We start from the raw sequence: 20,193 nt of genomic DNA on the forward strand, positions 1-20,193 counted from the left end.
AAGGATGGTGCCGGACAATCCAATCCCCCCGGATGGAAGTTCGGTAACGCTTGTCGGTCTGCTCGCCCCGACGCAGTGGCTCAAGGATGAGCCTGGATGGGAAGACGGCCCCCGCCGATTTTCCCGGACACGATCCAGGGCTTAACTAGAAGGCCGGCGCGAAGGCAGGGGCGGATGGGGCGGAATGCAAACAAAATACGGAGAGGCCTGCCATGAAAAAAGTGTTTACCACTGGCCAAGTCGCCAAAATCTGTAAGGTGGCGCCGCGGACGGTGTCCAAGTGGTTCGATTCGGGCCGTTTACGGGGCTATCGTATCCCCGGCAGTCAGGATCGTCGAATTCCCCGCGAACAGCTGATCCGTTTCCTGAAGGAACACGGAATGCCGTTGGGTGAACTCGAAGAAGAAGAGTGGCACAAGATCCTGGTGATCGGTGCCGAAAAGCTCTTCATCGATCGGATGAAGGAAATGCTTCCTGAATCCGAAGATTTCAAGTATGAAATCGCCCAGAGCGGTTTCGAAGCCGGCATTATGGCCGAAAGCTTCCATCCAGATACGATTGTGATCGATCTGGCTCTGGGACGCAGCGAAGCGATTCAAATCGTGTCGAATCTTCGCCGCAATCCCGCTTACGAAACCACTTTGATCATCGGCCTGGCATCCGAAGACGAAGCGGCTCCCGAAAAGCTGATCGAATACGGCTTCACCGAAATCTTCAAAAAGCCTTTCGATGTCGCGCTGCTCGGCGAACGGGTCAAGACTCTCGCCGACGCCAAACGAGACGATATTTAATTTGCCCCCCAGCAGACTTTTATCCGACCCCTGGTCGTGAAGGGATTCACGCCAGGGGTTTTTCTTTTTCCCCGGCTCACTCCCCCTTCTTCACTCAACCGCTTCGGGCGGAATAAGATATTCTCATCGAAATTCGAGAGAATCCTTATGAATCGTCGCCATTTTCTGACAACCAGCCTCGCCACGCTGGCCCTGCCCGCTTTTGCAGAATCTGCCGAACTCCAGGCCGATGTCGTAATCTGCGGAGGATCACTCGGAGGAGTCGCCGCCACACTGGCGGCCGCCCGCAATGGCCTAAGAGTCGTTCTGACGGAAGAGACCGATTGGATCGGCGGTCAACTGACCAACCAGGCCGTTCCTCCCGATGAACACCCCTGGATCGAACAGTTCGGTTGCACCGCCAGCTACCGAAACTTTCGGAACCTGGTCCGCGACTATTACAAGAACCAGTACCCTGTGACGGCCGAGGCCCGCGCCCAACGGTATCTCAATCCCGGAAACGGCAGCGTTTCCAAGCTCTGCCACGAACCCAAAGTTGCTCTGGCGGTTTTGGAAGGAATGCTGGCACCTTTTGTGAGTAACCGGCAAGTACAGATTCTTCTGGAACATAGATTAGTGCGAGCGGATGTCCAGGGGGATCTGATTCGAAGCGTTTGCCTAAGAGACGTAAAAAATGGTAAAGAGAGAATCCTTTCTGCCCCCTATTTCATTGATGCAACGGAACTTGGCGATTTACTGCCGCTCAGCAAAACCGAATATCTGATCGGCTTCGAATCGCAGAAACAGACTCAAGAACCGCACGCTCCGGCCGAGGCGCAACCCTCCAATCAGCAGGCATTTACGTTTTGCTTCGCCATGGACTACCTGGAAGGCGAGGATCACACCATCGAGAAACCGGCGGACTATGCGTTCTGGAAAGATTACGTCCCTCAAATGAAGCCAGCGTGGCCCGATAAGTTGCTCAGCTGGAATATGAGCAATCCCACCACCTTGGGCCGCCGGGAAGTCAGCTTCGATCCGAGCGGCGCGGTCACAAAGGGTATGAATCTCTGGACCTACCGCAGAATAATCGATCGAAAACAGTTTTCCACCGGCGCTTTTCGAGGCGATATCAGCCTCGTGAACTGGCCGCAGAACGATTACTGGCTCGGAAATCTCGTCGATCTTCCCGAAGCCGAGATTCAAAAGCACTTAAAGCGGGGCAAGGAGTTGTCGTTAGCGCTCCTTTACTGGCTGCAGACTGAAGCACCTCGCTCGGATGGCAAGCAGGGCTGGCCCGGATTGAGACTCCGGGAGGATCTGGTCGGAACCCAGGATGGCCTGGCCAAGTATCCCTATATCCGCGAGAGTCGCCGTATCCAAGCCCTGTTTACCGTACTGGAACAGCATGTGGGAACGGAGGCCCGTATCAAATGGACCGGAAAAACGAAAGAGGAAGTCACGGCTGAGCCATTCCGGGATAGCGTCGGGATCGGTTCGTATCGCATCGATCTGCATCCTTCTACCGGCGGGGATAACTACATCGATGTGAGTTCGCTTCCTTTTCAGATTCCGCTCGGGGCCTTGATCCCCCAGCGAGTCGAGAACCTGATCGCGTCCTGCAAAAACATCGGGACCACGCATATTACCAATGGCTGCTACCGCTTGCACCCGGTCGAGTGGAATATCGGCGAAGCCGCTGGGGTCCTCATTGCCAAAGCACTCGACGCGAAAGTCCGCCCGGCCCAGATTCGAAAGAATCCGAAGCTGCTGGCGGAACTGCAAACGCGCTTGCAGAATCAGGGGGTTGAACTGAACTGGCCCCGGCTGACCGCCCGCTAAAAAGGAGGATGGACAACTCCGGACATTAATGAGCAATGAACCCGTCGATCTTCGGCACGCTCTTTCTATAATTGCAATTCGGATTGGAACTCGTAGGCGGAGTCGTTTTCATCATGGCAGAGTGGCAACGTACGCACACCTGTGGCGAATTACGCGATACACACATCGGGCAGACCGTCACCCTCAATGGCTGGGTGAACACCTTTCGCAGCTACAACAACCAGGTTTTCGTCGATCTCCGCGACCGCTACGGCATCACTCAAATCGTCTTCGAATCGAGCGACACCGAGGTGATGAAAATCGCCAATAGTCTCGGCCGGGAATTCGTGATTTCCGCGACGGGTAAAGTTTCGGCTCGTCTTTCCGGGAAGGAAAACGCCAAGCTCGCCACCGGAAAGGTGGAATTGAAGGTCGAAAAGGTCCGGCTGCTCAATGGCTGTCCGACCCCTCCATTTGAAATCACCGAGTTTGGTAGCGAACTGGCCAACGAAGATCTCCGCCTCCAGTATCGCTTCCTCGACTTGCGGCGCAAATCGATTCAGGACGTACTGCAACTGCGGCATCGCATCTGCAAGACCATCCGCGATTCGCTGGATGCCCAGGGCTTCCTTGAAGTGGAAACTCCATTACTCGGCAAGAGTACACCTGAGGGGGCACGCGATTACCTGGTTCCCAGCCGCGTCTATCACGGCGAATGGTACGCCCTGCCCCAGTCGCCGCAGTTGTATAAGCAACTGCTGATGGTGGCCGGATACGATAAATACTTCCAGATCGCCCGCTGCCTCCGCGATGAGGACTTGCGTGCCGACCGACAGCCCGAGTTCACCCAGCTCGACGTCGAAATGAGCTTTGTCGAGATGGAAGACATTTTCCGCGTGATGGAGAACCTCACCCGGCAGATCTTTAAAGAATCTCTGGACCTGGAAATCCAAACACCTTTCCCGCGGTTGAGTTATGACGATGTCATGCTGCGGTATGGCAGCGACAAACCCGACCTGCGCTACGACATGCAAATTATCGATTGCTGCGACGTGGCCAATGAGACCGAATTCAAAGTCTTCAAGGACGCACTCGCCGCTGGCGGCAAGGTCCGGGCTTTGAACGCCAAAGGGGCAGCGGAAAAATACAGCCGTAAAGGCCTCGATGAACTGACCGAAGTGGCCAAAACCTACAAGGCGAAGGGGCTCGCCTGGATCAAGGTCGAAGCGGGAAAATTCAATTCCCCCATCGAGAAATTCCTGCCCGCGGCTGCCCAAGCCAAACTACGGGAACTGCTCAAAGCCGAACCTGGGGATCTTCTCCTCTTCGTGGCCGACACGGAAGAAGTGGTTTGCAATGCTTTGGGAGCTTTGCGGACCACGCTGGCCTATCAATTGAAGCTATACGATCCGGCGAAGAAAGACTTCAAAATCGCCTGGGTCGTCGACTTCCCGAGCTTCATGTACGACGAGGAAGAAAAACGCTGGGTCGCCAACCACCATCCTTTCACGGCTCCCAAGGACGAGCACCTGGAATTCCTGGAGAGCGATCCGGGCAAGGTGAAAGCCAAGGCCTACGACCTCGTCATGAACGGCTACGAAGTGGGCGGCGGTTCGATCCGGATCTACAGCGGAGAAGTCCAATCGAAGGTCTTCGGAGTCCTTGGCATGAAGCCCGAAGACTACCAGTCCCGATTCGGCTTTTTGCTCGACGCCTTGAAATTCGGGGCGCCACCCCACGGCGGGATTGCCCTGGGTCTCGACCGCTGGTGCATGATGCTCGCCGGAACGACGAACATCCGCGATGTGATCGCCTTCCCGAAAAACGCCAAGGGTCGGGATTTGATGACGGGCGCACCCGCCTCGGTGGAAAGCCGTCAATTGCGGGATTTAGGCTTAAAGTAAATCCATTTGCCCCCCGGAAGTCGAAGCGGTTTCATATAACTTTTAACTTCCGGGAATTTCCGATTGAACCTTCGAGAACTCTATGAGCCAGAAGACCTGGGGGGGCCGCTTTACCGTTTCGACCGATAAACGGGTCGAGCTTTTCACGGAATCGATCAGTTTCGATCAAAGGCTGTACAAGCATGACATTCGCGCCAGTCAGGCCCACGCCCGCATGCTCGGGGAAGTCGGTTTACTGACCAACGACGAAGCGAAAAAAATCTGCGAAGCTTTGAACGAAATCGGCGAAACGATCGAAGCCGGAAAGATGGAATTCCGGATTGAACTCGAAGATATTCACACTCATATCGAACGAGCCCTGATCGAGCGTTTAGGCGATCTCGGCCGCAAACTGCACACCGGCCGGAGTCGAAACGACCAAGTCGTTACCGATGTGAAACTTTGGACCCGCGAAGCCATCGATCAGCTCGATAAAGACCTCGCTGAAGTCCAAAAAGCCTTTCTGGTACTCGCGGAGAAATCGAAAGACCTGGTACTGCCCGGCTATACCCACATGCAGCGGGCCCAACCGATTCTGGCCGCGCACTACTGCCTGGCCTACGTCGAAAAATTCCAGCGTGACCGCGATCGGTTGCAGGACTGCCGGAAACGAGTGAATATTCTACCTTTGGGGGCGGCGGCCCTCGCGGGGACTTCTCTGCCGATCGATCGGCACAGTGTGGCCGCGCAATTAGAATTTGCCGAGGTGGCCCGCAACAGCCTGGATGTTTCCAGTGATCGCGATTTCACCCTCGAATTCCTGTATTGTCTGTCGAACATCGCCATCCATCTCTCCAGCTGGGCGGAAGAGTGGATTTTCTGGGCTTCCACCGAGTTTGATTTTCTCATCCTTCCGGATGCTTTCTGCACGGGCAGCAGCATCATGCCGCACAAGAAAAATCCGGATGTTCTGGAGTTGACCCGCGGTAAAACCGGCCGGGTCATCGGGCATCTGCAGCACATGTTCATCACGCTCAAGGGCCTGCCCATGGCCTATAACCGCGATCTGCAGGAAGACAAACCGGCCCTCTTCGATTCCTTCGACACCGTGTCGCTGTCGTTACAAGTCGCCGCACCCATGATCGTGGAAACCCTGTTCAAGGCGGATCGGATTACCGCCCGGCTCGAGGACGGCTTCCTGGACGCCACGACCCTCATGGAGTACTTCATTTCCAAAGGCGTTCCGATGCGAAGTGCCCACGAAGCCATAGGCAATCTGGTCCGGGAATGCGAGAGCCGCAAATGCCGTCTGGCGGAACTGCCGGTCGAAAAATTCGAAGACATTCTGCCCGGCCATGGTCCGGGAGTCTTCGCCCTGTTAGGTGTTCAGAAGTCGCTCACGTCTTTCCGGAGCTACGGTTCCACTTCGCCCACAGAAGTCCAGAAGCAGCTCGATTACTGGAATGAACTCTTTCAGGCTCCGGTGGAATCGAAACCGGAAACCAGCGCCAAACTCAAAAAACGAAAGAAGAAGTAAAGCCGCCCCAGGTGGTAAGAGGAAATCATGGATCATTTTCGATACGTTAATCGCGAATTGTTCTGCGAAGAAGTCCCCGTTCGGGAACTGGCGGAAAAATATGGTACGCCGCTGTACGTTTACAGTCAGGCCACCCTGCTCCACCATCTGAGCGAAATTCAGACGGCTTTTGCCTCCGCGAAACCGGTGGTCTGCTTCAGCATCAAAACCAATTTCAACCATCACATCAGCAAGTTGATGGCCCAGCATGGCAGCGGCTTCGACGTTACCAGCGGAGGCGAGTTGTATCGGGCACTGGCCGCCGGAGGCACCGGCGACAAGATCGTTTTTGCGGGAGTGGGCAAAACCGATGAAGAAATGAAGTACGGCCTGGGCAACAACGTCCTGTTATTCAACGTGGAAAGCGAGCAGGAACTGCATGCCCTGGGCGCTGTGGCTCAATCGATGGGTAAAGTGGCTCCGGTGGCCCTGCGCGTGAACCCGGATCTGCCGCCGAAAACTCACGTGAAGACAGATACCTCCGTCAAAGGTGTGAAATTCGGACTGGATATCGAAACGATTCTCGATGTCGCCCAGGGTGTAGTCGGCCATCCCGGCTTGAGCATCGTCGGACTGCATATGCATCTGGGGTCGCCGATTCTTTCCAACGAGCCCTATAAAGCCGGCGGAGAAAAAGGGCTGAAACTGATCGCGGAACTGCGGAAGCAGGGGCATCCGATCAAATTCCTGAACATGGGAGGCGGGTTCGGCATTCACTACCGCAAGCAGGAGGCCCTGCCCGCTAAAGCCTTTGCCGATGTGATTCTGCCGATTGTGAAGGAAGCCAACTGCCAGTTGGTTTTGGAACCGGGCCGCTTCATTGTCGGAAATGCCGGGATTCTCCTGGGTCGCGTGATATTCACTAAAGAATCGGGCGGCAAGCATTACATCATCCAGGACGCGGCCATGAACGATCTGATTCGGCCGACGCTCTACGATTCGTTCCATCGCATCTGGCCGACCCATCCCGCCGCGGATTTACCGGCTCCGCCTGAGGATTATGAAGCCGAAATTCCCCAAACTTTCAAACAAAATGTGGTGGGACCCGTTTGTGAATCCGGGGACTTTCTGGCAAAAGATCGCAACTTGCCGAAGGTTCAGCGGGGCGATTTACTCGCGGTTTTTAGTGCTGGTGCTTACGGGATGGCGATGAGTTCCAATTACAACAGCCGACTGCGAGCGGCCGAGGTCCTCGTTACGGGCGGCAAACACAGACTAATCCGACGCCGGGAAACCTATCAGGACTTACTCGCGCCAGAACTTGATTGCAAATGAGCCATTAGGCGGTGATGCTATGATTAGGATGTAATGCTTTGCAGAGTCCGCACGTACCCGTGCGGGCGCACGTCGGAGGTTTACCCGTGCCGCACCGTTATTTAGTTTGGGCAATTGCCGGTCTCCTGACTTACAGTGTAGCGTACGCCCAATCAGAACCGGAATATTACTCAAAACCGGAAAAAGTTGCAGAATACTGGCGTGCTGTCAAATTCGAAGTGAGCATCGGCAAATATGAAATGGCCGCCTCGCTCATCAAAGGCCTGCTGGAAAAAAATCCCACCGACGAAGAACTTCTAGCGATCGAAGCCAAAGATGGCATGGCCCCCCTGCTACGGCTCCGCAATATCCCGGTCTGGACCAAGCTCAGCTTCCCGGCAATTGAAGACAAATTCCGGCGGAAACAGGCCGAAGAAAAAGCGACGGCGTTGAATGAGGAATACAAGAAAAACGCGGAGACCCTGATTCAGAAGGTTTCTGCGGCGGTCAAGGCCAAGCTCGGCGATACCAAGCAGATCGCTAAATTCGCCGCCAATCTGCGTGCGACTCCCGAAGAGGCGGCCTTCGCCGAAAAAGAGCTCTATCGAAGTGGCTCGGCGGCCATCCCCGTTCTCATTTCGCTAATGAAAACCGATGAGGATCTGCGCCTCCCCATCCGGCAGACCTTGTCGCGACTCGATCTTTCCACGGTCCCGGTAGTACTGGCTTGTCTCGAAATTCCCGATCCCAGCCTGCAGCTGGAACTGCTGGAAGCGCTTCGCAATCGCGGCGATTACTTCAGCTTGCCCGCTCAGGTTGAAACCGATCCCCTGCCGATTCTGAATTTTCTTTCTTCCAAATTGGCTTCCATTCCCGAGCCGGTGCGCAGCAAAGCCGGCTCCATGCTGGAAGGGCTGAGCGTCAAGGATCCTAAGGACGCCCTGGTTCCCGAGTTGAACACACCTCAAGGACAGTTGTGGAAGGCCGCGAATAAACTTTATGAGCACAAAGGTCGATTCCGCGACACCAATCAGGTAACCCTTTGGACGGCGGAAGCCGCGGATAAGATTACCTCTCGAACCGGTAGCGTTTCGGATGGCGAGGAATTCTTCGGACTGAAATATCTTCGCTGGAGTTTGAAGATCCAGCCCGATTTTCTCCGCTCGCAGCAGTTGTTTCTGAAGCTGGCTATAGAGAAGCACTTTCAACGAACGGGCTTGGATAAACCCCTTAACCTCACCTCCCCGGAACTGCACGAGTTGCTGGTCGGAGCTCCCTATGATCTTCTGAGCGATCTGCTCGTGAGTTCCATCCAGGAGCAGAAATCGGGTGTGGCACTCGGCGTTATTCAGGCTCTGAGCGATCGGATCGATCCGCGAGCCGTGGCCACTTCGAAACGAGCGAACGAAAAAATCGAACGCCCTGCTCTTTTGGAAGAAGCTCTGAATCATCCGGATTTCCGAGTGCAATTAGCCGCTGCGGTGGCCATTCTGAAAATCAGCACCAAAAAGCCACTCGCGCCGGACGCGGTTGTCAAAATCCTCTCCCAGGCCGTTCGAAATGGCGTGGAATCGGCTCAAAAAGGGAAACCGACGGCTTTGATTGGGGATTTTGATCAACTGCGGGGCCAATCACTCGCCAATCTGGTTCGCAAGGCCGGCTTTGACGTCGAATGGATTCGGACGGGCAAAGATCTGCTTCGTCGGATCGTCAGCGATTCAAACGTCGATCTCGTGATTCTGGATACCTCGATTCCCGGACCGCCGGTCAGCGATGTGATTGCTCAGATGCGGTCCGACAATCGCATGAAATCGATACCCGTGCTTTTCAGCCAGGGTTTCGAAAATAAGACGACGAAGAAGGAAAGCCTGATCAAGCTCGCCGGTTATTACCGAAATGTCGTGCTGGTCAACGAAATGCTGACCGACGACGCGGTTAAAGAGGGCCTGAGCAAGGTGCTGATTTCGGCCGATACCCAAGTCCTTTCCCTGGAAGAGAAGAAGCGAAATGCCGCGGTGGCCATCGAATGGCTGAAGCGAATTGCCTTGGGCGAGCGAGTGGGCTATCCCATCGCTCCTGCGGCAAACGCCATCCGGGAAGCCCTGAGCGATTCCGAACTGGTGAATCAGGCCATCGAAGCTAGTTCCAACATTCCCAACAAGGAATTGCAGCAAGATTTGGCGAATCTGTTCCTGAATGCCGGCCAACCGGTGGAATTACGGGTGAAAGCCGCGGATGCGGTTATCAAGCAGTTCCAGCAGTTCGGCGCCGGTTTGGCGCCGAACCAGCTCAAGATCATGAACGATCTTCTGAAGACCGAAACCAATCCGGTCATCAAAGGGAAGCTCACTGCTCTATTGGGCGTTATTCAAGCCAACAGCAAGCTGACGGGGGAAGCGCTCCAGGGTTACAGCCCGAAGTTCTCGTCAACCCCGCCGACAGCGCCTTCGAGCGACGCCCCAGCGCCCAAGGAAAAGAACTAAACCAACAATTCGCGGACCTTCTAGCGAGAGAGCATTTTCCCTCGCTTTTATGTTTCAGCCTTCAAAGCGGAAATCCGAATCGAGTGATTCCCGCAGCAAAAAACCAAACGCTACAAAAACCAGACTGGTATGGTGATGCCAGCCCAGCCAGTTCCGGCCCTCAAAGTGTCCTAAGCCCAAATTGTTTCGCAACCACTCGTACAACCTAAAAACGCAGCGGCCATCTTCGGGGGACTCTTGCAGGTTAGCACAATTATGGAATTGTCGAGATTGCAATCCATCGGAGAACTGGCCGGTCAGGGAGTAGCCCTCCTCGGCGTACATACGGCCGAAAGTGATGTCTTTGAATTGAAGGTCGTCGAGCATATTCAGGGCGATGGTCGCTTTGGGAGAATATTGGCGGGCGGACAGCGGAATCGAAGAATCGAACTTCTGCTCGAGATTCGCCCGGAGCCACTGGTTGGGCAGATAAAGCCGGACCGCCAAGGGCACGGCAAAACGTTCAGAGGTGGCTGTGATTGCCACGGCCACCTGGCAGTTGGATTTCCGCCCCAGACTGCGGGCCAGCTGTCTTTGAACCCCGACGGAATGACGGCCTTTTTTCGGGTAAACGATATCGTGCACTACCCAATCGGTCTTTTCCCAAGGAAGCAATTCCGCGAGGAACTGCCGGTAGCGTTTCAGCAATAAATCGTGATTCCAAGGGCTCTGAGCGATGAAGTGCTGTAGGGCCTGGCCGAAATCGGGCTGAGCGGATACGTACGGCAAAGACGCGGTTGCAATCGATTCGATGTTCTTGCGTTCGGCTTTCGAGAGCAGGCCCAAGATGTAGGCTCGGAACCGCTGGAACTGATCCGATCGTTGAAAAACCGTCTTGTAGCCGGAGATATACTCCTCAAGGCGTTCCCGTCTGTCCTCTGTCAAATCCAACAGCGACATCTGTGTCTCGGCTATTACCATGGCTCCGCCTGTTTCCGGGTCGATGGATTGCCAGTCGGTGAAAAATTACTGGCGACAGCAATGTTTACTATGTTTGTCATCTTTATAAATATCATTTGGGGGTGACTTTGTCAATCGCTCTCAACCAATCGGAAGAGGCTGCAACACCCTACTCAGTCAGGTGAAGCTTTGGGTGGGCGAAAATTTCCATTTAAATTTTTCTGAATCCGCGACCGGGGTAAAATAGTCAATTATTCGAGAATCCTTAGGAGTTTTGCTGGGCCCTGAAATCGATTGCTGCGCCGGCCGAAACAGAGGTTTAACTCTTGTAGCATTTTTGTGATCTATGCTTCGTTTGTGGATAAGGGGCGATCTCAAGTGCTCAGGGCGAAAATGCATGACCGCATCCTGCGATGAATTCGTCGATTTGCTGAGAGACAGCAACCTGCTGACCAAGGAGCAGTACTCTCATCTCACTCGGGAGCTAGTCCCTGCAGTCCGCGATCCTGAGAAACTGGCCGAACATCTCATCAAACTCGGCTGGGTGACCCGCTATCAGATTCAGCGGCTCAATAGCGAACGCTGGCGCGAATTGTTCCTGGGGGATTATTTTCTGTGGGATCTGATCGGTGAAGGCGGCATGGGTGAAGTTTTCCGCGCCCGCCGCATTTTAGATCGCCAGGAAGTCGCAATGAAGGTGATTTCTCCGGACAAGATGTCCGACGAGATCGCTTTGAAACGGTTCCATCGGGAAGCCCGGCTGGCCTCCAAGCTGAACCACCCCAATGTCGTGAAACTCATTGAGACCGGCAAGGATGGCAATCGGCACTATATCGTGATGGAATATGTCGATGGCATGGATCTGCATTACATCATCGAGAACGAAGGCTCCCTCTCGGTTCCGATAGCCTGCGAATACATCCGACAGATTGCCACGGCGCTTCAGCATGCTCATTCTCAGAAGATGGTTCACCGGGATATCAAACCCTCGAATATCTTGATTGGCAACCGAACCGCCAAAGATCCCGGCGTAGCCAAACTGCTCGATCTCGGACTGGCACGCAGTGTCAAAATCGAAAAGAAGGAATCGAAATATCGGGAACCCGTGGCGTCGGAAGCCTCGTCGCATTCCTCGAATCCTTCGGGGCACACTGCTCTAACCCGCTTCGGTGCGGTGATCGGTACTGCCGATTACATGTCCCCCGAACAAGCCGTCGATTCCAGCGCGGTCGATCACCGGGCGGACATTTATTCTCTCGGGTGTACCCTCTACTACCTGCTGACCGGCAAACCGGTCTTCGAAGACGGTTCGCCCATTGAAAAATTGCTCAAACATCAAATGGATGATCCGGTCAATATCCGGCAGCTTCGTCACGATGTCCCCAAGGAACTGGGCCGGCACATCCATCGTTCGATGGCCAAACGACCGGAAAACCGCTTCCAAAGTTGCGCCGATCTCGCTCGCGTGCTGGAGCCGTTCTGCGTGTCAGTAGCGACAGCGGATAATTCACTCGAAACCAGCGAACATCTTGCGGTAAAAACGGCTATCATGCCGCATCCGCTGACCGCGACGACGGAAGGCATACCTCTTGCCGAACTCGTTTCCAGTGAAAACTCTCCGCCGGGGGCGTCCGGAGGCTCCAAGGCTCTCGTGTACGTGATATCGCTGAGTATCCTGGCACTCCTAGCTCTTGCGGGCGTGATGTTCCTGGGAAAATAAATCCGAGCAGACGTCTGCTCTTTTGTTGGTGGCTGGTGGCTATCGAGCGAAATTGTATAGCCTGTTCGACGCCCACTTAATTGAGTTCCGCTATGAACACGAAAACCGTCCGTAATCCCGGGGATGTTCCGATTCCGGGCTACAGGCTCATCAAGCCGCTGGGGGCCGGGGGCTTTGGCGAGGTCTGGATGTGCGAAGCGCCCGGGGGTATTCACAAAGCGATTAAATTCGTTCGCGGAAAACTCAATTCAAATAACGATCAGGATGTTTTTGCCGAACAGGAGTACCGAGCTCTTCAAGTTGTTAAAGATGTCCGCTATCCGTTCGTGCTGACTACCGAACGCATCGATGTCCAGGAAGGCGAAATAATCATCGTCATGGAGTTGGCCGATCGCAGCCTCCAAGATGTGATGGTGGAAGTTCAGGAAGCCGGGTTGATCGGCATCCCGCGGGAGAAGTTGATCAATTATCTCGCCGACGCGGCGGATGGCCTCGATCACATGATCGACAAGTGCAAGTTGCAGCATTTGGACGTGAAGCCGCGCAACCTTTTTCTCATTGGCGATCGCATTAAAGTAGCTGACTTCGGTCTGGTGAAGAGTCTCGACCGACGCTTGAACGCCGGGCTGCTCGGCGGGGCCTCCCCCCTCTACGCGGCGCCGGAAACTTTCAGCGGCAAACTCTCGCGCTGTTCCGACCAGTACAGCCTCGGCATCGTTTACATGGAACTTCTGACGGGAAAATATCCGTTCCATGGCCGCAGCCTGCGACAGCTCGCCGTCCAACATCTGAATCACGAACCCGATCTTCGACCGCTGCCCGAACGAGATAAAGCGGTCGTGCGGCGGGCTCTGGAGAAAGATCCCGCGAAACGGTTTCCCAGTAGTGCCGCCTTCATCAAGGCACTGCGTGAAACCCCCTCCGAACGGGTCAATCTGTTCGAACGCAAATCCGAACCGGTGGTGCTTCAGGAAACGAACGTCTGGGATGATTCCATCCCGATGGCGGAGCCTCTGACGAAATCGACCCTGGACAACGCTTCCCACATCGGGATGGCCGAGTTCGCCACGCACGAAAACAGCCTGCGGTTGCGTCCCATCGTCTTTCTGGGGATCGGCGGTTTTGGCCGCCGGGCCTTGCGAGAAATTCGAAGGCGATTGGCTGATCGCTTGGGCGATCTCCACAACATTCCGATCGTTCGCTTTTTGTATCTGGATGCCGATCCGGAATTGCGGGAGCGGGCCATCGGGGGATTACCCGATTCGGCTCTGGAGGACCAATCGGTCTTTGCGATCCCGTTGCAATCTCCCGGCAAATACCGGGGCCGGAATCGCGATCATCTGATGACCTGGCTACCGACCGAAAAACTGAACGCGCTGGGCCGATCCCTGCAGTTCAATGGCTCCCGGGCGTTGGGCCGACTGGCACTGTACGACAATTATCTGCGGGTGATCAGCCGATTGAAGCGGGAAATCGAAACCGCGATGCATCCGGAGTCCATTTCGAACACCTCCCGCGTCGGCGGCTGGGAGGTCGACATCACCCCGCGAGTCATCGTTCTCTCCAGCGCTCTGGGCGGTTCTTCGGGGGCGATTCCCGATCTGGGATTTTCCATTCGCCGTCTCCTGCACCAGTTGAACTACCCGCTCGCCCCGCTCGAATCGTTTTTGTTCTGCGGTTCGCCGGAAGATCCCGCCACGCCACTGCGCGATCTGGCGAATCTGTACGCGACGCTGTCGGAAATCAACCACTTCCACGACTCGTCCATTCCTTTCCATGCGGAATATACCGGGACCGAAGGCCCCAAGCTGGATGAAAAAGACGAAGCCTGGACAGGCTGTTATCTGCTTCGCAATCAGGCGCGCACCCCCGAAGCTCTGGAGGAAACCATCTCCTCGCTGGCCAGCTACGTGACGCAACTGACATTCAGCACGCTGACGGAAAATCACGAAACGCACCTGCTGGAAAAATCGGCGCAACCGACCGTTTTTCGCTCCTTCGGCATCAGCGGCGCCTGGTTCCCGCGCGGCCTGATTTTGCGGGCGGCCGCCCGCGAATCGACTCGCCGGCTCCTGGAAAAATGGCAGGAGCCCCCCGGCTCAGCCATCGATGAAAACGTCCAGGCCAAGCTCGATTCAGTCGATTCCAGCAATTCATTCGAACCGACGCGGCTGCGCCGTCAATTCGAAGAACGAATCGCGGCGGAGGGGCAGCAATCGGCGAACCAGCTCGCTCGCAAATTCGAGCACTGGAATCGGCAGATCAACGAAGGCTTTGGCATTCAGGATCCTGCCGATTGGGCCAGTCAAGCCGTGGAGGAAGTGACGCTGGAGTTAGGGGCGGTGCTGGCCGTTTCCACGGCCGGTGGCTCGCAATCCCGAGGCCGATTGGCGACCGTCTTTTCGCAAACGGCCTACGAAGTCGCCGCCAAGTGGACCGATCAGCTTTTCTCTCAACTGGAGTGCTTGACGAGTTTACCCGGTCCCAAACTCGGGCGATTCGAACAGGCGATTGCTCAGATCGGCAGCCTTCTGTCGAATCAGGCCACCAGTTATTCCCCCTTCGTGCTGGCCAAGCGGGAACGCGTGACGCAACTGCGTAAGGAAGTCCAGGCAGCTTATCAGGCTTGTGCGGTGGGAGGCTTTTCGCTCTTCGGCTTGCGGGCCAATCGCAGCATCCGAAATCTGCTGGAAGCGCTCTCGAACTTCTCGCACGAACGCTACGAGGAAACCGCCGACGAAACCGCCGTCCGGTGCCTGCGGACTATTCAGTCGAATCTGGAAGAACGCTGCCGCGATCTATTGCGCTGCCGCCAGCGGCTGAGCCATATGAAAGATGCCATATTGCCGCTAACCCAGGTCAATCCTCCCTCCTCCCCGCTGCGCAAGGATCCGGCCGCCAGCAATGAAATGCTGCACCTGCAGATGACGCTGGTACCCACCAGTACGCGAGCCGCCGTCGGGACGCTTCTGCCCAAAAATAATCCCAACATTCAAAGTGCCGCGTGCGAACTGGTGGACCGACTGCAGGAGAAAGATTGGGCCCGACTTGAGGAAGTGCTGCAAACGCTGGTCATCCAACCGTCGGGCGGTCTGATCCCCATCTGCATTCAATCGAACGACCTCGGACGCGATCTGGTGCTGCCGCTGGTCGAACAGGGTTCGGCCTTTCTGGGAAGTCTGGTCCGCTTCAACGGTGTCTTCGACGCTTTACGTGACGTTCAGAAAGCCCAGCAATCCGAGGAGGCGTTTGAGAAATTGCTCGCCCCGGCCGAACCTTCCCTGGGTGGGGCGGATTCGGAAGAGCGGGTCTATCTGATCGTGCCCAAGAAAAAGGATCTTCAGACCACAGTCCTGCGCACCAAGTCGAAGATGAATGATGTAGAATGGATCAGCCTGCCGGAGTCCTCCTCCGAATGGCTGGTGATTCGCGAACGGAACTGTTTGCGAATTCAGGACTTGCAGGAACTGCTTTCGATGTGCCGCGAGGCGTATACCCAGCTCTCCGGACACATCGGCACTTCTCCGCACGCCCGTTTCGATGTGCAGGAATGGCTGCCGTTGGAATAGCTTAGACGGTCCCGATGATCAACTGGGGTGGGGCCGCGACCGTTTCGTCCGGTTTGTCGGAAGTTTTCTTTTTGAGCCCTAAAAGCGCGTGGACTTCGTTTGATTCCAGCTCTTCGTGGGTCAAAAGCGCTTCCGTCAATTTCTCCAGTTCCGAACGGTGCTTGACCAGTAGATCGTACGCGCGATGATCGGCATCCCGCAGCAGCCTTTGCACTTCTTCATCGATCAGACGGGCGGTTCCTTCGCTGAAGTCCCGGGATTCCATGAGTTCCTTGCCCAGAAACACATGTTCCTCGCCGGCCCGATAGGAAACCGGTCCCAATTTCTCACTCATGCCGAACTGCGTCACCATCATCCGGGCGATGCGGGTGGCCTGCTTGAGATCCTGGATCGCTCCGGAAGAGGCTTCGCCGAAGATGAGGCGATCGGCCGCCCGGCCGCCCATCGTCATGACTAATCGCGCCTGCAATTCACTTTCGGAGTAATCGACTTTTTCTTCATCCGGGTTACTGATGGTCACGCCGCCGGATTTGCCGCGCGGCACGATGGACACTCGGGAAAGCGGATCGGCCTTCGGTTCAAAAATCGCACATAAAGCGTGTCCGGCTTCGTGATAGGCGGTGCGTTTGCGTTCGACTTCGGAGAATTTTTCGTCTCGTTTGGGTCCCATCAAAACCCGATCGTAGGCCAGATTGAAGTGTTTCTGCAGGATCGTTAGCCGGGCATCGCGCGAAGCCAGGATGGCGGCTTCGTTGGCCAGATTTTTGAGTTCCGCCCCGCTCATACCGATGGTCTTGCGAGCGACCGCCTCGAGATCGACTTCATCGGCCAGAGGTTTATTCCGGGTATGAACCTTCAGGATCTGCAGACGCCCCTGCCAGGTCGGCCGATCCACGGTAACGTGCCGATCGAAGCGTCCCGGCCGCAGCAGCGCGGCATCCAGCACGTCGGGACGGTTAGTGGCGGCGACGACGATGATGGTTTCGTTGGGCTGGAAGCCATCCATTTCGGACAGAATTTGATTCAAGGTCTGTTCCCGTTCATCGGAACCGCCGCCCACTCCGGCGCCGCGCATCCGTCCGACCGCGTCGATTTCATCAATGAAGATTAAACAGGGAGCATTTTCCTTGGCCGTGCGGAACAGGTCGCGAACGCGACTGGCCCCGACCCCGACAAACATTTGGATGAATTCGGAACCGTTGATACTGAAAAACGGCACCCCGGCTTCCCCGGCTACGGCCCGGGCCAGGAGTGTCTTACCGGTCCCGGGCGGGCCGACGAGCAGTACGCCTTTGGGAATCTGGGCGCCGAGTTTGAGAAACTTTTCCGGGGCCTTCAGAAATTCCACCACTTCCTGCAATTCCTGTTTGGCATTGTCCATCCCGGCCACGTCCTGGAAGGTCGTGCGGCCGTTTTCGTTGTCGTAGCGTCGAGCACTGCTCTTGATGAAATTTCCCATCACTCCCGGCCCTCCCATCGAGTCCCGGAAGCGCGGCAGAATCAGAAAGAAGAAGAGTCCAAAAATCACCAGAACCGAAATGAAGCTCCAGAAGCCACTGCCGAACCAGTTGGCGATGTCCTCGCTCTGGTTGATTTGAACCTGCTTCATTTCGCCTTTGGCGAGGGCGGTTTCGTTTGCCTTCAGATCGTTGGCTCGAATTTTTTCGAACAATAAGCCCGGATCGTTACTGTGGGGAATTCGGACGCTGAAGCGCCCGTCGTTGAGCTTCAATTCTTTGGAGACTTCGCTCTCCTTGTCCCGAACTTCACCGATCAATTTTTCGGTGCCGATCAGACGGATTTTCGACAACTGCCCCTTCTCCATCAAGGAATAGAAGCGGTCGATGGAGATATCGGGGTAATTCGGATTGAAAAATGTGTAGGCGATCAGGGCAATAAAGCCCATCGCCAGCATAATAAACAATCCTGCGGAGATCGGAGACGGTCGAGAGGGCTTCACTTCTTCGACTTTCTTTTCGCTTTGCGCCATTTATTTCTCTGCGATGTCACGAATCGACTATTTTTACAAATTTACTGGTATATTTTCATTATAACCAAGTGCCCAATAATGGACAAAAGAATCGCCGAGCTTCGTTGTGCATTTCCGGGTGAGCTTCGCTCCGCAGAATGGGCCCTTTAAAATGAAAACGATCGATATCAATGCCGATCTGGGAGAGGGCGAGAGTTCCGACGAAGAAGTTCTGGAACTGGTCTCCTCGGCCAATATCGCTTGCGGCTATCATGCGGGTTCGGCCGAGTTGATGGCCCGCACGATTGGAACCGCCCTATTTCGCAATGTCGCGATCGGAGCCCATCCCGGCTATAACGATCCGACCAACTTCGGTCGAGTCGAGCTGCAACTGCCGATTCGCATTGTGAAGGCGGAGTTGCTCTATCAGATTGGGGCTTTAAAAACACTCGCCGAGGCGGTCGGAACCTCCGTGAAATACATCAAACCGCACGGGGCTTTGTACAATCAGGCCTGCCGAATTCCCGAACTCGCGGAGGCGGTCGCAATGGTCGCGGAGACTGTGAAACTGCCCGTTCTGGCCCTCCCGCAATCGGAATTGGAAAAAGCCTGTCGCGATCGGGTGCCGTTTTTTCGAGAAGGCTTTGCGGATCGCCGGTACGATGACCGGGGCCAACTGGTTCCGCGCTCCCGAAGCGACGCATTTATCACCGACCCTGCGGTGGCCGTTGAGCAGGCCCTTCGCTTGATCGAACAGCAAGGAATTCATTCGATTTGCATTCACGGCGATAATCCGCAAGCGGTGCAATTTGCCCGTTCGATTCGAACTTCCCTGGAGCGAGCGGGCTATCAGATCCGATCTTTCGCATGACGCATATTCAGATCCTGCAACCGGGCACCTTCTCGCAATGGGTGAGTTCAACAGAAACGGGCTTGCGGCGCTACGGCATACCAGTGGGCGGACCGGCCGATGCCATATCGTATGCTTTCGCTAATGCTCTGGTGGGTAATCCAAGTGAAGCCGAAGTCCTGGAAGTCGCCCTCTCGGGCCCTCGCCTGCTTTTCGAGGCCGATCATATGGTCGCATGGGTGGGTGCTGAGGCCAAAATCGAATGCGAGGGCCAGGTGATTCCGGGAAATGCCACGCAATTTGTCCGGGCGGGACAAAGTCTAAACATCGGTCGATTGCGAAACGGGTTTCGAGGTTACTTAGCAGTGGCGGCCCGGGAGGGCTCGCCAAATCAAGTGCTTCGAAAAAGCCTCAATCCGGAGTGGCTGGGGCACCTGTCGAATTCAGTTCTGCGTGTGCTCCCCGGCCCGCAAGCCGCTTGGTTCGAAGAAATGGCCATTGAGCAGCAATTTGAGGTGACCGCGAACATCAATCGCATGGGGGTGCGATTGGAGGGTCCTAAATTGTTCCGGGCCCCGGGAGAGTTAGTGTCAGAAGCGATCAGCCCCGGGGCGATCCAGGTGACAAATGAAGGCCAGTGCATCATCATCGGGGTCGATGGTCAAACGATTGGAGGCTACCCGAAAATCGCCCATGTCATCGCGGCCGATCTGCCGAAAATCGGGCAACTGCCGCCTGGCCAGAAGATTCGATTTCAATGCGTTCGTCTGGAGGAAGCCGAAGTGTTCTGGGACGAGGAGGAAATGCAGCTGCGGAAGCGAGTCTTGAGAATTCGATTCGGCTAAGCAATTTTCCGCTCTCTTGACGAACCTGCTTCGCCGATATATCTCTTATACATAGCGGACGATTAGCTCAGTTGGCTAGAGTACTACATTGACATTGTAGGGGTCACTGGTTCAAATCCAGTATCGTCCATTTTTTCCAATCTGAAAGCCCAATTAACCACCATTTATCCCGGCGGATTCTGATGTCCTAAAGGCCATCAGAATCCGGGTTATTTCCCTTCGGAAGGGAAGTTTCCCCTTCGCTCTTTTTCTTCGCCAACACGTATCGGACGAACGAGCCGAGTCCCGCGAACTTATAGCCCGGGTCAACGTAATGTTCGATCACATAAAAGGCGAAGTAATAAGCCCGGGCAAACGACCAGATGGCAATGAGTTGCAGGAGAGCTACTTCCCAACTCGGGTGAAGAACGAGCAAGATCGCAAAAGCCATAGTTCCCGTCATAACGAACAAGAGTCCTTTCGCATACAAAAGCCGTTTGCTCTGGATATCGCCGAACATCATCGGTCTCCGGTT

At 55.4% G+C, this 20,193-nt stretch carries 13 protein-coding genes and 1 tRNA gene; 11 read left to right on the forward strand and 3 right to left on the reverse strand.

All coding sequences use genetic code 11. The features are described 5' to 3' along the window. Positions 1 to 212: 212 nt before the first annotated feature. The 6 genes from KIH39_RS07250 (at position 213) to KIH39_RS07275 (ending at position 9,787) form a co-directional block, all read left to right on the forward strand. Positions 213 to 791 (forward strand): response regulator, encoded by a 579-nt coding sequence (locus KIH39_RS07250; RefSeq protein ID WP_213498634.1) that lies wholly within the window; start codon positions 213 to 215, stop codon positions 789 to 791. Between the two features lie 147 nt (positions 792 to 938). Continuing rightward, complete coding sequence (locus KIH39_RS07255; RefSeq protein ID WP_213498635.1) at positions 939 to 2,612, forward strand: FAD-dependent oxidoreductase; 1,674 nt, start codon at positions 939 to 941, stop codon at positions 2,610 to 2,612. A gap of 113 nt (positions 2,613 to 2,725) precedes the next feature. Next, positions 2,726 to 4,495, forward strand: coding sequence for an aspartate--tRNA ligase (gene aspS / locus KIH39_RS07260; protein WP_213498637.1), 1,770 nt, complete (start codon positions 2,726 to 2,728; stop codon positions 4,493 to 4,495). A gap of 82 nt (positions 4,496 to 4,577) precedes the next feature. Continuing rightward, positions 4,578 to 6,011, forward strand: a complete 1,434-nt coding sequence (gene argH, locus KIH39_RS07265) for an argininosuccinate lyase (protein ID WP_213498640.1) — start codon at positions 4,578 to 4,580, stop codon at positions 6,009 to 6,011. Positions 6,012 to 6,038: 27 nt separating this feature from the next. Further along, entirely contained in the window at positions 6,039 to 7,325 is a 1,287-nt protein-coding gene (gene lysA, locus KIH39_RS07270; protein ID WP_213498642.1) for a diaminopimelate decarboxylase, read from the forward strand. A 38-nt stretch (positions 7,326 to 7,363) separates the two neighbouring features. Next, complete coding sequence (locus KIH39_RS07275) at positions 7,364 to 9,787, forward strand: response regulator (RefSeq protein WP_213498643.1); 2,424 nt, start codon at positions 7,364 to 7,366, stop codon at positions 9,785 to 9,787. Between the two features lie 54 nt (positions 9,788 to 9,841). On the opposite strand, the gene KIH39_RS07280 is transcribed toward KIH39_RS07275, so the two are convergent. Continuing rightward, entirely contained in the window at positions 9,842 to 10,726 is an 885-nt protein-coding gene (locus tag KIH39_RS07280) for an IS701 family transposase (RefSeq protein WP_213498645.1), read from the reverse strand. Between the two features lie 397 nt (positions 10,727 to 11,123). Between KIH39_RS07280 and KIH39_RS07285 the strand changes: the two genes are divergently transcribed. Both KIH39_RS07285 and KIH39_RS07290 read left to right on the forward strand, forming a co-directional pair. After that, entirely contained in the window at positions 11,124 to 12,446 is a 1,323-nt protein-coding gene (locus KIH39_RS07285; RefSeq protein WP_213498646.1) for a serine/threonine protein kinase, read from the forward strand. 92 nt (positions 12,447 to 12,538) lie between these two features. Continuing rightward, the gene (locus tag KIH39_RS07290) at positions 12,539 to 16,015 is read left to right on the forward strand and encodes a protein kinase domain-containing protein (RefSeq protein ID WP_213498647.1); all 3,477 of its coding nucleotides are present in this window, start codon (positions 12,539 to 12,541) and stop codon (positions 16,013 to 16,015) included. A gap of 1 nt (position 16,016) precedes the next feature. On the opposite strand, the gene ftsH is transcribed toward KIH39_RS07290, so the two are convergent. Then, complete coding sequence (gene ftsH / locus KIH39_RS07295) at positions 16,017 to 18,005, reverse strand: ATP-dependent zinc metalloprotease FtsH (protein ID WP_213498649.1); 1,989 nt, start codon at positions 18,003 to 18,005, stop codon at positions 16,017 to 16,019. A 151-nt stretch (positions 18,006 to 18,156) separates the two neighbouring features. On the opposite strand from ftsH, the gene KIH39_RS07300 reads away from it, so the two are divergent. The 3 genes from KIH39_RS07300 to KIH39_RS07310 all read left to right on the forward strand — a co-directional run bounded on the left by KIH39_RS07300 (position 18,157) and on the right by KIH39_RS07310 (position 19,809). Continuing rightward, the gene (locus KIH39_RS07300; RefSeq protein ID WP_213498651.1) at positions 18,157 to 18,855 is read left to right on the forward strand and encodes a 5-oxoprolinase subunit PxpA; all 699 of its coding nucleotides are present in this window, start codon (positions 18,157 to 18,159) and stop codon (positions 18,853 to 18,855) included. After that, positions 18,852 to 19,679, forward strand: a complete 828-nt coding sequence (locus KIH39_RS07305) for a 5-oxoprolinase subunit C family protein (protein WP_213498652.1) — start codon at positions 18,852 to 18,854, stop codon at positions 19,677 to 19,679. Before KIH39_RS07300 ends, KIH39_RS07305 begins: the two co-directional genes overlap by 4 nt. Positions 19,680 to 19,735: 56 nt before the next feature. Beyond that, positions 19,736 to 19,809, forward strand: a tRNA-Val gene (locus tag KIH39_RS07310). A gap of 57 nt (positions 19,810 to 19,866) precedes the next feature. Here the strand turns inward: KIH39_RS07310 and KIH39_RS07315 are convergent. Continuing rightward, the gene (locus tag KIH39_RS07315; protein ID WP_213498654.1) at positions 19,867 to 20,178 is read right to left on the reverse strand and encodes a hypothetical protein; all 312 of its coding nucleotides are present in this window, start codon (positions 20,176 to 20,178) and stop codon (positions 19,867 to 19,869) included. Between the last annotated feature and the right edge of the window lie 15 nt (positions 20,179 to 20,193).

It is taken from the genome of Telmatocola sphagniphila (genome assembly GCF_018398935.1).
Taxonomy (GTDB): domain Bacteria; phylum Planctomycetota; class Planctomycetia; order Gemmatales; family Gemmataceae; genus Telmatocola; species Telmatocola sphagniphila.

Bases quoted from the DNA above. Each gene is read 5' to 3' on its own strand.
- KIH39_RS07250 (WP_213498634.1), top strand. From the start codon at position 213: ATGAAAAAAGTGTTTACCACTGGCCAAGTCGCCAAAATCTGTAAGGTG.
- KIH39_RS07255 (WP_213498635.1), top strand. From the start codon at position 939: ATGAATCGTCGCCATTTTCTGACAACCAGCCTCGCCACGCTGGCCCTG.
- aspS (WP_213498637.1), top strand. From the start codon at position 2,726: ATGGCAGAGTGGCAACGTACGCACACCTGTGGCGAATTACGCGATACA.
- argH (WP_213498640.1), top strand. From the start codon at position 4,578: ATGAGCCAGAAGACCTGGGGGGGCCGCTTTACCGTTTCGACCGATAAA.
- lysA (WP_213498642.1), top strand. From the start codon at position 6,039: ATGGATCATTTTCGATACGTTAATCGCGAATTGTTCTGCGAAGAAGTC.
- KIH39_RS07280 (WP_213498645.1), bottom strand. From the start codon at position 10,726: ATGTCGCTGTTGGATTTGACAGAGGACAGACGGGAACGCCTTGAGGAG.
- KIH39_RS07285 (WP_213498646.1), top strand. From the start codon at position 11,124: ATGACCGCATCCTGCGATGAATTCGTCGATTTGCTGAGAGACAGCAAC.
- KIH39_RS07290 (WP_213498647.1), top strand. From the start codon at position 12,539: ATGAACACGAAAACCGTCCGTAATCCCGGGGATGTTCCGATTCCGGGC.
- ftsH (WP_213498649.1), bottom strand. From the start codon at position 18,005: ATGGCGCAAAGCGAAAAGAAAGTCGAAGAAGTGAAGCCCTCTCGACCG.
- KIH39_RS07300 (WP_213498651.1), top strand. From the start codon at position 18,157: ATGAAAACGATCGATATCAATGCCGATCTGGGAGAGGGCGAGAGTTCC.
- KIH39_RS07305 (WP_213498652.1), top strand. From the start codon at position 18,852: ATGACGCATATTCAGATCCTGCAACCGGGCACCTTCTCGCAATGGGTG.
- KIH39_RS07315 (WP_213498654.1), bottom strand. From the start codon at position 20,178: ATGTTCGGCGATATCCAGAGCAAACGGCTTTTGTATGCGAAAGGACTC.